The organism is Flavicella sediminum (assembly GCF_006381105.1).
In the GTDB taxonomy this organism is placed as follows: Bacteria; Bacteroidota; Bacteroidia; order Flavobacteriales; family Flavobacteriaceae; genus Flavicella; species Flavicella sediminum.
Map to the genome: position 1 here is coordinate 862,737 of NZ_VDET01000002.1, position 16,110 is coordinate 878,846.

The following is a 16,110-nucleotide window of genomic DNA, read 5'->3' on the forward strand; positions in this document are numbered from 1 at the left end:
TTACAATTTTTCTAATTCTTCTTTAACTTTTGAATTTTGATCACCAGACAAGTCCATATACTTATAAATTTCTTTGGCTAATTTTTTTACAACCGCTTTGTATTTTGGATCGTCTATATAATTCACAATCTCATTCGGATCTTCTTTAATATCAAACAACCAGGTTTTTTGTTTTGGTAAAACATGTAATTTATATCTTTCAGTAATTGCCGCATAATGCCCCAATCTTGTAAAAGTCACATCATTCCAATTGGCAGGAAGTTCCTCTTGCAACAAAGGAGTAATATCTCTTCCTGCTACTTTAGGACATTTTACCTCCAACATACTTAAAAATGTGGGCATCCAATCGGTATTGTTTGCCGCAAGGTTTACTACTTTTTTACGGGGAATTAATGGGTTTTTATGATTTCTTCCATGTGCCATTACCATTGGAATTTTGGCAGACGCTTCATGAATAGTTCCTTTATTAGAACGGGCGTGCTCTCCTAACAAATCGCCATGATCTGAAGAAAACATAATAATGGTATTTTCTAGAATATGTTCATCTTTTAATTTTTGAATAATCCTTCCCACATTGTCGTCAATTAATTTCACCATGCCTAAATACTGACGAACATCTTCTTTCATTTTTTCAACATCGTCCGATTTTCCATCTGGCTGTTGCCATTTTTGCAAGCTTTTTTTATGACTTTGTGCATGGTGATATGTCGAAGGAAGTTCAAGCTCTACGCCTTTTAATAAAATATCATAAGGTGCTCTAACCTCATTAGGCGTATGTGGATCTGGGATACTTACCACATAGAAAAATGGTTTGTTTTTATTCTCTGCAATAAATTCAACAGTTCTATCTCCCAACCAATCTGTGGTATGTTTTACATTTTTCGATCGATTGTCGGCAAATAAAGGCTGACCGTATTTATCCTTTCCAATTAATTTTGGATTTTTTGAAGCTCTATAAGGATTCCCTTTTTCATCAATTCCTTTGTATTTATCATGACCTCCATTAAACATAAATCGTTTGTCTTGAAAACCATAGGTATCTGTTGGCACACCAATTGGATAGGGCGACCACCACTCTTCTTTGTCTTTATTTCCTGAGACACCTCTACTTTCTGCCAAATGCCATTTCCCTGCATAACCTGTCATATAGCCCGCATCCGACAAAACATCGGCAATGGTGGTAACTTCTGGTTTTAGGTATTTTCCATCTCCTTTTTTATTAGAATTGTTAGGAATTCCTAAGGTCATAGGATACATTCCTGTAAACATAGACGCTCTAGAGGATGTACAAACAGCCGCACTGCAATACATTCTGTTAAATATAGTTCCGTATTCGGCCAATGAATCAATATTGGGTGTTTCTACAAAAGCTTTTGGCCCCCAAACAAAAGCTTGTTCAGGACTTAATTGTTCTCTATAACAGCCTAAAGTTCTAAAGTTGTGTTCATCTGTAATAATCCAAATTACATTAGTCTTTGCTGTTTGCTGCGCTTGTGTATTCTTAAATGAAAACAAGGCAATTGCCACTATGATTAAACTATTTTTCATGTATAATTATTTATGCTTCAAATAAAGAACAAACAAAAGTTCCGTGTGTCTTTCAGAATATATATTTCGTCCGTTACTGTTTTTTTAATGTGTAGCTGTGTACAAAAAATAAAAAAACCTCCAAATAGATACTTGAAGATTTTATAAGTTTAGCTGCTAATTTCAAGCTATTTATCTTTTGTAAAAATACAATCTATAATTCTATTTCTAACAACAAAACTCCATGAACATCTAGCTCAAATGACGCTCTCATGGACTGTTTTGTCAACATATTTGTACATTTTACACGAGCACCATTTTTCATAGAAACATTCAATTTTGCTTTGTTTTTCCCTAGATTAATAATTGTCATTATATACCCTCCTTTACTATTTGGAACAACTCTCCAATTACAAGCTTTATTTTTTAGACCATTAGACTCTGACAAAACAACTTCTGGTAATTTTGTTTCAATTAAAGTTAAAGACAACTGTTTTAAATCTTGAAAACTAGACGTGTTTAACATGTGTAAATTTCCTTTATTACTTTTTAGGATTTTAGTACGTTTTTGCCCATATTCATTCATTGAAAGACTAGCTTTATTATCAACGACAACTGTTCCTCCGTTATTCAAATAATTTTGCAATGTTTCAAATTCTGCATCGGTCACATATTCTGTTTTGTAAACAAGAACAACATCCCAATTTCTAGAATCTTGTTTTTTAATAATTTTTTCAGTAGCATATCCCACAGGAAATCCTTCAAAGAACAACGATTCATAAAGATCATACTGTTCAGTCATATGATGTTTTTTATTAATTGCCGATGTTTCAGAATGAAATAAGCGAACCGGTTTTCGCTGACGACGCAAAGCCATTATTTCTTCTGAAAAACTATTTAAATCCATCATAACCTGCGCAAGTTCATTGGCTACTTGAGGCTGCATATTTACAGAAGCTGCGAAAGATTTATCTAGTGCTACATCTTTTGAATAAACACTCTTTTCAAACCTAGCTTCTGGAGAACCGTCTGGATCTCTAGCCCAAAACCATGACAAACCTGCATCCATACCATGTAAAGTTGCCAACCAGAAATTATTTCTAATATATTCTGGTGAAGTATCCAATTTTCGCCATGCAACACTCGACAAGAAGTGAGTTTCTGAATTCACATGAATTTTATCTGGCGCTACTGATTCCATAAAATCATACGATACACAAAGCTCTTGCCAGTGATACGAGTAATACGTTTCCCAATGTTCAAATTTATCAAAACGGAGATCTCTTTCTCGTGTTTTGGCATCATCACCTATCATAGTCGTTAATTCCGTTAGTGACTCAATATCGATACCGTGTGAGCGATCATCCTCAGAAAAAAAATGTGGCTGTAATTTAATATGCGTATCACCTCTTGAATTCGTTTTATGCAATTCTGTTTGTAAAAAAGCAAACCACTCAACGGCTCTATCCATATTAAATCGATCCCAATCGTACCTAAATGGTGTTCCTTTTGTTTCTTTTTTTAACGGAAAAACAAAGGTTATATCGTTAAAAGATTTAAAATTTGTAGTCCAATTTATATTAAGGTCAGTAATCTTATTTTTATATTTTTCACTTAACCAATTGTTAAACTTAGCTAAAGTATATGATGAAAGCTCATTCATTTCTCCTCGCTTAAATGCCCAATTTCCTTGCTCAGAAAACCAATGAGGTTCATTGGCTAATATATAGCCCATTTGTACTGCTTTTTTTCCTTTTGTAATTTCTCCTGCTTTCTGTAATATATCACTCCAAACTTCTCTTATTAAGGGATTATCAATATCATAACCAATAAAAGTACATTTACCTTTGGTAACCTCTGGATCTTGTTTTTCAATCCATTTTGGAATGCCTGTACTCCAAAGCAAGGCATAACCTACTTTTGTATCAGGATGATTGGTGATTTTATTCAATATCTTCTGAACAAATGTGCGATCTTCATTTAACAATTTAGGCGTAAGACCACTTATATGATCAATATTCCCTAAGTGATCATTGTATATACCGGAATCTGAAGTGGGGTTTCCCATAGATTTTGAAAAATAATCATATAGAAAAACAGGTTTTCCGTTGCTTGTAAATTGGTCTTTTTCAACTATTATATTTTCCCAATCTACTTTTGCTACTGGTCGTCTAATTATCGTTCCGTCCATAACCAAATTCAAATTATTGATTCCTGTATCTAAAATTTCAATTACTTTTTGCCTTTCAAAATTTGGCAGATTCTTTGCCATTTCTGCTTTATCTCCTTTTAGGGGCTTAAATTTTTCAAATGAGTTTTGAATAAAAGTGACATTTTTTTCATCCCATTTAGCAATTTTTAAAAATTCCTTTGAAAACCATACTATCGTTTCTTCTCGGGTTACATCAAAGCCTTTTTTTTCAGCTTTCGACATTAATTTTTCTAACTGAGTAATTTTTTTCTTGGCTGTTTTGCTTAATTCTTGTGCATTGACAGAAACATTTTGAATTAGTAGTATGAATACTAGTAATACTATATTCTTGTATTTTTTCATTTTAAAATATGTTTTAGGCAAAGTAAAGCAACTTTATTTCCCAATCTGTATGTCTACATATGTACAAAGTCTTTCAGCGTAAGAAAATTAATCAAAAAAAGACTCGCGTTTCTAGGCTAAAGTTTAGAAAAAAAAGAAACAATTAATTGCAATTTTCTATTATTTCAGAATCATCTACCACTTCAAAACCATCCTGAAAACCAATTGCATTTACATCTTCTCGAATTAAATTTACCGGAAAGTTTGAGGTATCTATTACTCCTGCAATTGATGGCCCCCAAAAACTTTTCGCATCTTCTTCCAAAGTATTTATCGGTGTTGTTTCTACCAAGTCTCTTAGGTTGCAAGGCATGTATTTATAGTGTTTCGATTTTAATTGCGCTTTATTTTGACCATAAGTTGCCTTTATATTTAGCAAAGTCACCTCTTCGTAATCTCCACTAGTCAAACCAATATCTTGATCGTATTTTTTTGCTACATATCCTCCACCAATTCTAATTCCAAATCCACAAGAAACTGAAGTTATTCCGTTTGCATAAACTTTTCCATTATGCATGGCATGAGGAGAAATCATAAGCGCTGCATTTCCGTTCGTACACGAAATATTTTCAGCATACATATCTCGAACACCTCCTTTTTGTAGATTATTCATGTTTTTTTCTCCTGTTTCAAAACGCAATGTAACTCCACCTGTACCCGATAAATCTTTAAAAAATACGTTTGTTGCTGCTTGCGCCTGAATTAATCCATAGCCGTAATCGGCATTGTTTGTTGTTGCATTTTTTACCACTCCATTTCTAGGCCAATAATAGGTGCCATTATATTCAGTGATGCCGAATGCTATTGAAGAAAAATCTGTGAGCACATCATCCACAACAAAACCAGAAAGTAAAAATCCATCTACATTTTTTAGACTAAAAACCGTAACATTTATATTATCTACCTGCGTTAGGTCTATTTTAAATTTATTAGCGCTACTCGTAATACTCACATTCTTTACAGCTGCTGTTTCTCTACCAAAAGAAAATAGATAATAATTTCTCTGGTCACTTCCCTTTAAAGGCGGTCTTATAACAGCATTTTCATCAATTTCAAGGTGTACATTCGACTTCATATTTATACCTGAAAAGGTATAATTTCCTTGAGGAATGGTCAATTTTCCACCTCCACTTAAAGAAATTGCATCAATGGCCGCTTGAAGATTTCCGCTATCATCTGTATCAAAAGTAAGGTCTGCATTGAAATCTGTTCTAAAATTTTTCTCATTTTGAAAACTTGTAGGTGAAGTATAAAAATCTGACTCTTTAATCTCTAAAACACTTATGACCTCTTTCTCTACCTCCTCTTTTTCTTTTGGTACTTCCGTTTCAATATCGGGCTTAGTATCATGCACATCTCCATCCTTAGTTGTAGAACATGCGCCTAAACTCAACAGCATCAGCATCACAAAAATAATTTCAGTAAATATTCTCTTCTTAGTCTGCACCATGTATTTAAATTTTTAGTTAATCAATATTTCATCAATACAAATTCCCATAGCTTCAACGGTTTCAATTTTTACCGTATTGGCACCTCGTTCTAAGCGAATAGGAAGTTTTACTTTATTCCAAAAGTTTCCCGTATTTCGAGTATTTCTAAGGAATAATTTACCGTTTACCACCTTTCCATTTACAATCACTTTTACATAGGTTCCAGGTGCATCATTTATTTTACCACTGTATCTAATAAACAAATCCGCTTCACCTGCACCTCCATCATTTTCTTGGTACCATTCTACAAAAGCACCCACTTCTTTATTTAATTTCACATAGCCTTTTCCTCTAACCCCACTTGCTTTTTTTACAAAATTTCCTTTTACAATAGTCGCATCTTCCGCCTGTTCACCTGCAATAATTTGTTTTCCTGAATTTTCATTCCAAGTAAATCCTTCATTTTTAGCAAAACGCTCTTCTAAATGTAAAATGGATTTTCCGTTTAATACGACTAAAGCTTTTACTGTTGTTCCTAAAGTTACTTCAAAACTACCTGTATATACTGTTGATTTTTTTGAAGGCTTACTTCCATCAATTGTATAAAAAACTTGAACATTTGGCCTTGCTTTTGCACCTCTTAAATTCAATATTTTTGTATCAATACTTACTTTATTTGAAGTCAATTGTTTCTTTTCTCCCAAAATACAACTAGCCAATAAATTGATAGAACCTTCAGCATCTGTTGCTTCAATATACGCTCTTGTCAGGCCATAAAAAGCTTTTCTATGATTCGGACCAACATGTTGTTCAACATCTACGGGACTTCCATTATCTAGTGCTTTTATTTTTCCTGAACCTATTACATGAAAATAAGTTCTGTTCTCTCCATAAGGATAAAATTCTCCTTTTTCATCGGTTGCACTAACACGAACCTGAACCAAATCATTCGCTTTTGAAGCTAATTTTTCACCATCAACTGTTAGTTTTATTTTAGAAGGAACACCTGCGGTTGCAATATTTTCTTCAGCAACTACTTTTCCATTTTTATAAGCAACTGCTTTAATTGTTCCTGGTTTCCATTTTACCATCCATTGGCATTGCATTTTTAACCATTCTTTTCCAGGCTTTTGTTTTCCTAAAGATTTCCCATCAAAAAATAATTCCACCTCATCGGCATTGGAATACACCCAAACAGGTATTTCTGTTCCCAAAGCCACTTTCGGATGTGTCCAGTGTGGTAAAATATGTACCATCGGTTTGCTTGTCCATTGACTTTGGTACAAGTAAAACAAGTCCTTTTCAAAATTAGCCAAATCAATAGCTCCTCCCATAAAAGCTTTAAACGGCCAACCTCCATGTACATAGCCGGCTTCTCCAATATAATCGTAACCCGTCCAACGGAATGAGCCCGCATATTGTGGAATATCTCTTAGTTGTGCAATATTTAATCGTGAGGAAACACGAACCATGGCATTGTCGTAACTAGAATTGAATATTTGTTTGTGATTGGTTCTATTTAAATCATCAATCCAATCGTGTGTAAATACTTCTTTTTCTGTTAAATCTGGTAAAGCATACGGTTTTTGCTTTTTACTTGGATAGCCATCTCTAAACCAAGTTTTTGTTCTGTAAAAACCTCTTACTTGCCAAGTATGTGTATTTTCTGTTCCTATAAATACTTTTCCTTCTTGCTCTTCTTCAATATGATCAAAATAGCCCTTTTTCTCACTATGACCATTTACCCCCAATACATCCATATATTCTGAACCAGAATGCCCAGAAGTTACCGGACGCGTAGGATCTAATAAATGCGATGTTTTTACCAATTCCGCACCAATTTCTCCTTTGGTTTCATTTCCTAAACTGTAAATAATTATAGAAGGATGATTTCTATCTCTCTTGATCCAATCTGTTAAATCTTTTTTCCACCATTCCTTAAAAAAACGAGCGCCATAATCTTCTGGAGCTTTTTCCATCCATCCGTCAAATATTTCATCCATCACCAACATTCCTAATTCATCACAAATGTCATAAAAAATTGGTGTTTGCGGATTGTGAGACGTTCGGATTGCATTGACACCCATATCTTTTAATTGCTGTACTCTAAATCTGATAATCTTGTCTGGAACTGCAGCTCCCAAAGCTCCTGCATCTTGATGATTACAGACGCCTTGTAGTTTTACATTTTTTCCATTGATCCAAATTCCAGATTCTGGAACCCACTTGACATCTCGTACTCCGAATTTGGTTTTGACCACATCCTGAATTTTTCCTTTGACTTCCAATTGAGAAACCAAAGTATATAGGTAAGGACTTTCAACCGACCATAAATTTGCAGCGTTTATACCTAACTTATTTTCAACTGTAGCCTCCGCTTCATTTCCTAATTTTACTTTGTCAGAAAGGCTAGCCACTTTATTTCCATTGGCATCAATAATGGTATGTTTTAAAGTTGTTGTTTTCTTTTTTCCTGAAGTATTTGAAAGCTCTGTCGAAATAGAAATCGTATTTCCTTCGGTTCTTACAAAAATTCCATCACGTTTTATATTGATTTTATTTTTTACATCTATCCAAGTATGCGAATAAATACCACTTCCAGTATACCACCTTGCTGCGGGTTGTTTGTCATTGTCAACACGAACGGCAAAAGTTATGCTTTCAGAAGCGTCTACAATTTCACTTATATCATAGGCAAAGGAAATCCAACCATAGGGTCTGTTTCCTAATTTCTGCCCATTGGCCCAAACCGTACTGTTCATAAAAACACCTTCAAAAGCTATTTCTACTTGTTTATTTTTCCATTCAGCAGGAACGCTTATTGTTTTACGATACCAACCAAACCCTGCTGGTAAATAGCCCGCTTTATCCCCCATCGGATTGCTTTCATCATAGGCACCTTCAATACTCCAATCGTGCGGTAGGTTTAATGATTTCCATGCAGCATCTTGAAAACTCACTTGTTCCGCACCAGAAATATCTTGTTGGATAAATTTCCAACTCTCATCAAAATTGATGTGCTGTGCAAAGGTTGAAAAAGAAAAAAGGAAGAGTACTAGTTTAATATTTGTCATCTTGTCTATTGTTATTTAATGTACTTTGTTTTTATTTTTCCCTGCTTTAAAAGGAAATAATTTAGAGTCTCTATGAGCGTCTTTCATCAACTGCTTAATTTTTTCAACAATTTCTGGATGAGCTGCTGCAATATTCGTAGACTCTGTTTCATCCAGCTCTAAATTATACAGTTCTACTTCAGAATTGTTCGTTGCATTGTACAAAACACCTTTCCATTTCCCCATTCTTACTGCCTTACGTCCGCCTTTTATACTGTATTCCCAATACAAATAGTCGTGTGTTTTTTGATTTTTCTCATTTAACAAAGAAGGTAAAAAAGAAAGTCCGTCACTTTGCGCAGGAGTATCTACTCCAATAATTTCAGCCAAAGTTGGCATGACATCCCAAAAGGCAGAAACATGCTTATTGACACTTCCTTCCTTAATTTTTCCTGGCCATTTTACAATAAAAGGTGCTCTAATTCCACCTTCATATAAATCTCTTTTGATGCCTTTAAAACCAGCTGCACTGTTAAAATATTCTGGATTTGCCCCTCCTGCATTGTGCGGTCCGTTATCACTTGTAAACATTATAATCGTATTGTCTGCAATGCCTAACTCTTCAACTTTCGCTATAATTTGCCCTACATAAATATCCATCCTATCTACCATAGAAGCAAAGGCTGCATAAGGAGTTGCTTGTGTACAGTACTTGTTTCTTATAATATCAGGTCCATAATCTGAAGCATAAGGATTTGTAAAGGGAACCTCATCAAATTTCCCTATATACTTTTGCAATAAAGAATCTTTGGGTGATATTAATTCAGCATGCGGCAAAACGATGGGTACATAAGCAAAAAATGGCTTGTCTTTATTATCTTCAATAAAGGCAAGTGTTGCTTCGTGTATTTTATCTGGTGCATATGTAACTGTATTTGTCCAGTCATTTCCTTCTAAAACTACCTTTTCATGATTGCTCCAAATATAATCTGGATAGTACCTATGCGCTCTACGTTGACAATTGTACCCATAAAAAGTATCAAAACCTTGATTTAAAGCATCGCCTTCAGACCCTACATATCCTAAGCCCCATTTACCAAATGCTCCGGTTGTATAGCCTTCTTTTTTCAACATTTCAGCAATTGTAAATGAACTAGCTGGCATTGGTGTTTGTCCGTCTTGACCTTTCAATTCTTTGTTTCCTCTAATTGAGGTGTGACCGGTATGTTGCCCTGTCATTAAAGTAGATCTTGAGGGAGCACAAACTGCTGCTCCACTATAATGTTGTGTAAACTTCATTCCCTGTGCAGCCATTGCATCAATATTTGGTGTTTGGAATTTCTTTTGTCCGTAAGTACTTAAATCTCCAATCCCTAAATCATCTGCCAAAATATAAATGATATTCGGTTTTGATGGTTTTTTCTTTTTTTGACTACTTCCAACACATGAACATAAAGTCAGTACTAGTAATCCTATAAATTTAAAATGAGACATTGTCTTTTATTTGAGTTATAAATTGAAATTTGAAGAACCTTAATTTTTATTCTTTGTAATTCCTTATTTGTGAATTTATCAACTAACGATATTGTCTAAGCAAAAAATAAATTCTCCCTTTTGGTTCCATATGCGCTTCATCAATTGAATCCTTTTTATTTTTTCACCAAGCTTTTTAATTCTTTTCTAAACCTTTCCAATATGGACTTGTTCTTTGAATTTGACGCAATATTCTTCCATTCCATTGGATCTACTTTATGATCGTACAATTCTTCAAAACCATCAGCATATAGGATATATCTATAATTTTCATCTCGTAGGGTATAGTTACCTTCCCCTTTGGTTGTTAATGCAGAATGTGACCATTTTCCTTTTGGATTAGCTATTAAGTTTTCAAAACTATTTCCATCCAAATCATTTTTCTTAGGCAAACCACATAAATCAATTAATGTTGGATAAATATCAATTAAAGAAACTGTTCTTAAACTCACTCCTTTTTCTCCTTTACTTGGGTCAAATATGATTAATGGTGTCTTTGCCGATTCTTCCCATAGCGTTTGTTTTGACCAATGTTCTTTTTCACCCAAATGCCAACCATGATCGCCCATTAAAACGATAATCGTATTTTCTTTGTACTTACTTTTTTCTAAATTATCTAAAAGATGTCCCACACAAGCATCTGCAAATGCCAAACTAGCCAAATAACCTCTAACTGCAGATTTCCATTTGTTATTTCTTAAAATTTCAGCATGCAATCCTTTGCCTGTCCATTTGGCACCAATTTTACCTACATCTTGCAAATCATTTTTTAACACCGTAGGCAACTCTATATTTTCTTCATCAAATAAGTCGAAATATTTTTTTGGAGCATATAAGGGCAAATGCGGTCTGAAAATACCACAGGCTAAAAAGAAAGGTTTCTCGTGTTTTTCTTGTAAAAATTTTGCGGCATAGTCGGCCGATTTCCAATCATTCGTTTCTTCATCCGTTGTTTCTACCGGTCCCCAATCAAAAGATCTGGTTTTACTTCCTTTTACACCTGCACGTTTAAAGTTTAGACCATGAACAAATCTTTCCTTTGGGTAAGGAACGCCCAACCCCACTTTGTTTTCTTGTTGAAAAGAGCCTGGATCACTTCCTTCTTTAGGTTCTTTTGCCGTACCTCTCGGATTATGAAATATTTTTCCACTAGCAGCAGTTTTATAGCCATTTTTCGCAAAATATTGTGGTAAGGTGATGGTATTTTCAAAACCTTTCATTTTTCTAAAAACCTCTATATTTCCATACACCCCAGTTGTAAAGGGCTGGTACCCCGTTAGCATACTTGTACGTGAAGGATTGCACAAAGCCGCTGAACAAGAAGCGTTTTTAAAAACAATACTTCTCGCCGCAAGTTGATCCATATTCGGTGTAATTGCCTGTGGATGTCCACCAAATGCACCAACCCAGTCGTTCATATCATCAACCATGATCAACAATACATTTGGCTTTGACGTTGAATTTTGACTATGCACTACAGACGACAAAAAACCCAATGCAATTGAGAAAATTAGTCTTACTGTTATTTTTGTATTCATATGTTTCTTTATTTATGCTTTAATTTTTATCAAAACAACTCCGTGAGAAGGCACTTGAGCCGTAAAAGAATTTTCATAATTCCCAATATCTTTTTGTCTCCAAACATCTCTAAGTGTTTTCACACCAGACACACCAATTTTATCCCAATCCAAACGAATTTCACTGACTTCACTTTTCAAATTAAAAAGCCCCACCGCCTTGCTACCATCTGCCAATTCTTTGACTACAATTTCCATGGTTTCATCATGAAAAATTGTTTTCCCAGGAATTGCTTTTACATCTTGATTGATATCCAAAACCTCAGCATTGGTTAACAAACTCAAGGTAAAATCGTCCATTGTTTCTATAGGACAACCAATTAACATTGGTGCAGCCCATAAGGACCAAAGCGCCACGTGAGAATACTGTTCATCGGCAGTTAAACGAGAAGGATGCAAACCACCTTTGGTATTGACATCACCTACTACCAACATATCTGGATCTGGAAAATGCCCTGGCGCTCCTGGAAATCCTTTTTCCATCCATTCTCTATGCTCCACCCATTCATCTCTAATACTTTTATGAATTCCTTTGCCGTCCCACCTATCTTTTAAATCGCCATAGGTTCTAAAACAATTCACTTCTTTTCCAAAAAGTGCTGCATTTTCTAAAGGAGCGGTATTCGACAAAGAATAAATAATATCTCTTCCACTAGCTCTCAAGGCTTTTGCCATTCTAAGGGTACTAGCTGGCTCATTCGGGTTCCAATCATATTTTAAATAATCAATGCCCCATTCTGCCCATTGATTGGCGTCATTGGTATCAAATGTAAACTTAGCAACTCTAGTAAACCTTCTTTTCCCTTTTTGTTTCTTGTTTCCTTTGTCGTTCATAGATTGATCCCATAAACCTTTTTCATTGTCGCTAGATCCACCAATATAACCTGCATAGGTTGTTACCCATGGTGAAGAATAAATTCCGACTTTTAATCCCATGTCATGTATTTGCGTACACATTTCTTCCATGTTTGGAAATTTAACAGCATCTGAAAGTATGGCGTGGTGTTTTCCACCACGATGCGATTGCCAAGCATCGTCAATATTTACATAGGTCCAACCGTAATTTATCAGGCCTTTTTCTACCATAGCCTCTGCCGATGCAATGACATTTTTTTGAGTAACTAATGCCCCCCAGCAATTCCAACTATTCCATCCCAAAGGAGGCGTTAAGCAGATCGTATTTCCAACGATTATATTAAATTCTTTTTTAGAAATTCCTTTTGCATTTTCAGCGACTAAAACCACCTTATGGTCGCCCAATTTACGATCCATTATTTGTCCCGAAATAACCCCTGTAGCTTCATTTATAGATAAACCTTTTGGAAGTTGTTCCACAGAAAATTTCATCGGTCGGTTTCCCGTAGCCGGAATTGTATACAAAAAAGGGGCATTCGGCGTAACGCCAAAAACTGCAGGTCCATTAATTTGGGGAGCTGCTTTTGCTTTAGGAGTTAAAATATATTTTCCTTTCTCTACTTTTGGACTATAAGTTTTTGTCTCTATTTTAGGTCCGCAGCTAAGCACAAAAATTAGCAAAACGAAACTTGCTAGTGCTGAAATATTTCTTTTCATATGTTGGTCTATTTTTTCTCAACTACGAAGAAAAGCAAAGAACGCTCTTATAGTGTTCCTGTACGTATAATTTATGTGCACCTAAGTCAAACTAGCTGTGTGTATGCGTAAAAAAACGAAAAACCCCAAGCTTTTACTTGGGGTTTACAAACTAACTCTGTGAAATTTTTAATTCTTTTTAATCACTTTTACAGGAATAGCGTACTTTTTAAAACTCAAGTTTTCTTTAGCAAATGCAACCACCAACTTATAATTCAGTTCTTTCTTAATAAAATCTTTTAATGCATTGTTACTAGATTCTACTCGAAGCACCACAATTTCTCCTTGGTCGTTTACTACAAATTCAACTCTTGCTGTTGCTATTTCTTCTTCAGTTGGAAAAGTAGCATGTTCCAAAATTTTTTCAATTTCGGTTCTCAACTTTTCATTAGGGCTCATTTTTTTAGGAGTTGTAGCAAACGCTGCTACGGTTCCTAAGAATACTGCTAAAAACACAATGGTAATTTTTTTCATTTTTTTATCATTTATTGATAGTCCAAATATATTTCTAAATTCTAAAAAAAATGAAATTACAAGAATACCAAAACCTATAGTTTCGGTTAAACTAGTATCAAATTACTTTTGAAAGAATGGAAAAAACACATTGCTTATTCAGCAAAAAAGTAGTGCTATTATTGTCATTCTATACGTTAAAAATAAAACAAGCATCAAAACAATAAAAAAAGGGATCCCTAAATTTAAACTCTACAAAAGCACTTCTTTTTTAATGTTAACCGAAAGTAAAAACACTTACCAAACTCCAGGATTAAAATCTTGTGGCGCTTGTTTTTTTTGATGGTTTGCTTTGGAAGAAATCTGCCATTCTGAGTCCGAAAAATTAGGACTCGGAGTTGTCATCGTTTTTAATCGAACTGCACGCCCGTCTTCAAATTCCCAATTTGTCCCAGTAGCATCTGTGCCAATTTCACCAAAAATATCATGTCGCTTTCCAGAAGCATCGAGTAACTCGTAAACATCATCGCCATTGGCAGAAATATAATTAGAAACCTTATCCGAAGAAAAACCGAAAAGCGTTTCAAAATCGACATTTGACACAATCCAAAACTCCTGCGGATTTAAAATTCCAGAAAGTAGTAATCCGTCACCAGAAACGGAAGTTGCGCCATTTATATATTTATTCAATTTCCAACCCGTCAAATCAATGACATTTGTACCTGCATTGTACAACTCAACAAACCTAGCTCCCGTTGCATTTTCGGGGTCGGCCACTTCTGTAATCAGAATTTTAGGAACAAGCACCGGACAAGCTTCATAGGGATTATCAAATTGAATAGCTGTACTCGAATTGATTTGCAATTTTAATTTTTCGGAAGTATTTGTAAAAACCCCCACAATACTTCCATTCCCTACGGGGAATTTTCTATTTGAAAACACGGCTTCTCCCTCTGTAAAAACCGTCAATTTTTGGGATACATGACAACTTTCTAAAATCCGATTGGCCGATTCACTTCCTGAAAAATAGGCAAAAGCCTTTTCTTTTTCTTGAGCGACAAGCTGTACCTGATTTACTTTTACCAAAACAGCATTTGCCGAATTAGCATTTAAATTTTCCAATTCACTTTCTAAAGGAGTGATTTTAAAAACAGAATCCGTTTGTTGTATAAATTGATTTATTTCAGTTTCTGCAATTTCTGCGACAGAATTCTTTTTGTAAAAACCAATTGTTAAAACCCCATCAATTTTATCCATATACAAATTCTGCAAAGAGATGCTTATTTTTTCACCAAATTGAAATTCTTCAAAATAATTTTCTTGTTCTAATAGAATTTGAACTCCCCCAGTCGGATTTTCTTTTTTGTCTTGAATAAAAAGTTTTTCTTTAAAATTTCCATTTTCATCAGAGGAAATAACAAAACCTTCCATTCTATAATTCTGCATCCCAAATTCCACTACTTCACCTTGGTATAAATTCTGAAGCGCTACCATACTTATAGGAGTACCAAATGTTGCAGCCCATGAGCAGCGCTCTTCATTTAAATGCACATCCTTACTTGTATTTAACAACAATTGAAATTCGGAATAATAGGTATCTAAAATACCAGAAATAGTTCCTTTTCCTCTTGGAATTTCTTCATTTTTAAATTTCGAAAAACCACTGGTATGCAGTATTATTTCAGAATTAATTTCACAAGTCGTATGCAACTGCTCTATAATTCTATCCACGGCTTTTGTATTGTCTACATTGGCATAGGTTTCTTTTGCGCCCACTTGTTGAAACTGTACATTTTCTAGTTCGACAAACAATCCTACATCTTCTGTCTCCAATTCAGAAATAGCGATTTTTTTTGGAACAATTTCTTTGGTTTCACAGGTTCTAAAAATATGCTGATCTAGTAATAAATTAGGAATATTTTCTAAAGTCGCCCCATTGGCTTTTCCAATTGCCAAGCTCCCATAAGCATAGCCCAAGGCCAAACCTTTTAATTTTACAAAGACTTTATTCCCTATGGGGAATTTTGCATTGCTATTGGTTTCATCCAAACTAATTTTAATTGCCGAAGTGGGATTTTCAAATGCATCTTGTAGGTAAAGGTTTTTGTAAATATTTCCAGAAGCATCAGAAGAAATTACATAGCCTGAAATAATTAGTTCTTCAGAAAAAACGACCAAACCGAAGCCTGACATTTCTTTAATTTGCGACAAGGTATGGGTTTCCACCAAATCTATTTCGTCGCAAAAAATTTCAGGGGTTGAGAATTTCGAATCATTTACACAAGCGCATAAGCTTAAAATTACACTTATTTTTAGTAGTATTTTTTTCATAA

The 16,110-nt window shown here is 34.7% G+C and carries 9 protein-coding genes; all 9 read right to left on the minus strand.

The window, feature by feature from the left end; translation table 11 throughout:
* The 9 genes from FGM02_RS03955 to FGM02_RS03995 all read right to left on the minus strand — a co-directional run bounded on the left by FGM02_RS03955 (window position 1) and on the right by FGM02_RS03995 (window position 16,108).
* The gene (locus FGM02_RS03955) at window positions 1-1,548 is read right to left on the minus strand and encodes a sulfatase-like hydrolase/transferase (RefSeq protein WP_139957013.1); all 1,548 of its coding nucleotides are present in this window, start codon (window positions 1,546-1,548) and stop codon (window positions 1-3) included.
* A gap of 193 nt (window positions 1,549-1,741) precedes the next feature.
* Window positions 1,742-4,081: a glycoside hydrolase family 42 gene (locus FGM02_RS03960; protein WP_139957014.1), complete on the minus strand. Its 2,340-nt coding sequence runs from the start codon at window positions 4,079-4,081 to the stop codon at window positions 1,742-1,744.
* Between the two features lie 142 nt (window positions 4,082-4,223).
* Complete coding sequence (locus FGM02_RS03965; RefSeq protein WP_139957015.1) at window positions 4,224-5,570, minus strand: glycoside hydrolase family protein; 1,347 nt, start codon at window positions 5,568-5,570, stop codon at window positions 4,224-4,226.
* Between the two features lie 12 nt (window positions 5,571-5,582).
* Window positions 5,583-8,624: a glycoside hydrolase family 2 TIM barrel-domain containing protein gene (locus FGM02_RS03970; protein ID WP_139957016.1), complete on the minus strand. Its 3,042-nt coding sequence runs from the start codon at window positions 8,622-8,624 to the stop codon at window positions 5,583-5,585.
* Window positions 8,625-8,639: 15 nt separating this feature from the next.
* Complete coding sequence (locus tag FGM02_RS03975) at window positions 8,640-10,097, minus strand: arylsulfatase (RefSeq protein WP_139957017.1); 1,458 nt, start codon at window positions 10,095-10,097, stop codon at window positions 8,640-8,642.
* A 155-nt stretch (window positions 10,098-10,252) separates the two neighbouring features.
* Window positions 10,253-11,674 (minus strand): sulfatase, encoded by a 1,422-nt coding sequence (locus tag FGM02_RS03980; protein WP_139957018.1) that lies wholly within the window; start codon window positions 11,672-11,674, stop codon window positions 10,253-10,255.
* 12 nt (window positions 11,675-11,686) lie between these two features.
* The gene (locus FGM02_RS03985; RefSeq protein WP_139957019.1) at window positions 11,687-13,285 is read right to left on the minus strand and encodes a putative Ig domain-containing protein; all 1,599 of its coding nucleotides are present in this window, start codon (window positions 13,283-13,285) and stop codon (window positions 11,687-11,689) included.
* Window positions 13,286-13,453: 168 nt separating this feature from the next.
* On the minus strand, window positions 13,454-13,798 hold the full coding sequence (locus FGM02_RS03990) for a hypothetical protein (protein ID WP_139957020.1): 345 nt from the start codon (window positions 13,796-13,798) through the stop codon (window positions 13,454-13,456).
* A gap of 276 nt (window positions 13,799-14,074) precedes the next feature.
* Complete coding sequence (locus tag FGM02_RS03995; protein WP_139957021.1) at window positions 14,075-16,108, minus strand: DUF5689 domain-containing protein; 2,034 nt, start codon at window positions 16,106-16,108, stop codon at window positions 14,075-14,077.
* Between the last annotated feature and the right edge of the window lie 2 nt (window positions 16,109-16,110).

Coding starts and splice junctions, on each gene's coding strand:
- FGM02_RS03960 (WP_139957014.1), bottom strand. CDS start 4,081: ATGAAAAAATACAAGAATATAGTATTACTAGTATTCATACTACTAATT.
- FGM02_RS03985 (WP_139957019.1), bottom strand. CDS start 13,285: ATGAAAAGAAATATTTCAGCACTAGCAAGTTTCGTTTTGCTAATTTTT.
- FGM02_RS03980 (WP_139957018.1), bottom strand. CDS start 11,674: ATGAATACAAAAATAACAGTAAGACTAATTTTCTCAATTGCATTGGGT.
- FGM02_RS03970 (WP_139957016.1), bottom strand. CDS start 8,624: ATGACAAATATTAAACTAGTACTCTTCCTTTTTTCTTTTTCAACCTTT.
- FGM02_RS03995 (WP_139957021.1), bottom strand. CDS start 16,108: ATGAAAAAAATACTACTAAAAATAAGTGTAATTTTAAGCTTATGCGCT.
- FGM02_RS03965 (WP_139957015.1), bottom strand. CDS start 5,570: ATGGTGCAGACTAAGAAGAGAATATTTACTGAAATTATTTTTGTGATG.
- FGM02_RS03990 (WP_139957020.1), bottom strand. CDS start 13,798: ATGAAAAAAATTACCATTGTGTTTTTAGCAGTATTCTTAGGAACCGTA.
- FGM02_RS03975 (WP_139957017.1), bottom strand. CDS start 10,097: ATGTCTCATTTTAAATTTATAGGATTACTAGTACTGACTTTATGTTCA.
- FGM02_RS03955 (WP_139957013.1), bottom strand. CDS start 1,548: ATGAAAAATAGTTTAATCATAGTGGCAATTGCCTTGTTTTCATTTAAG.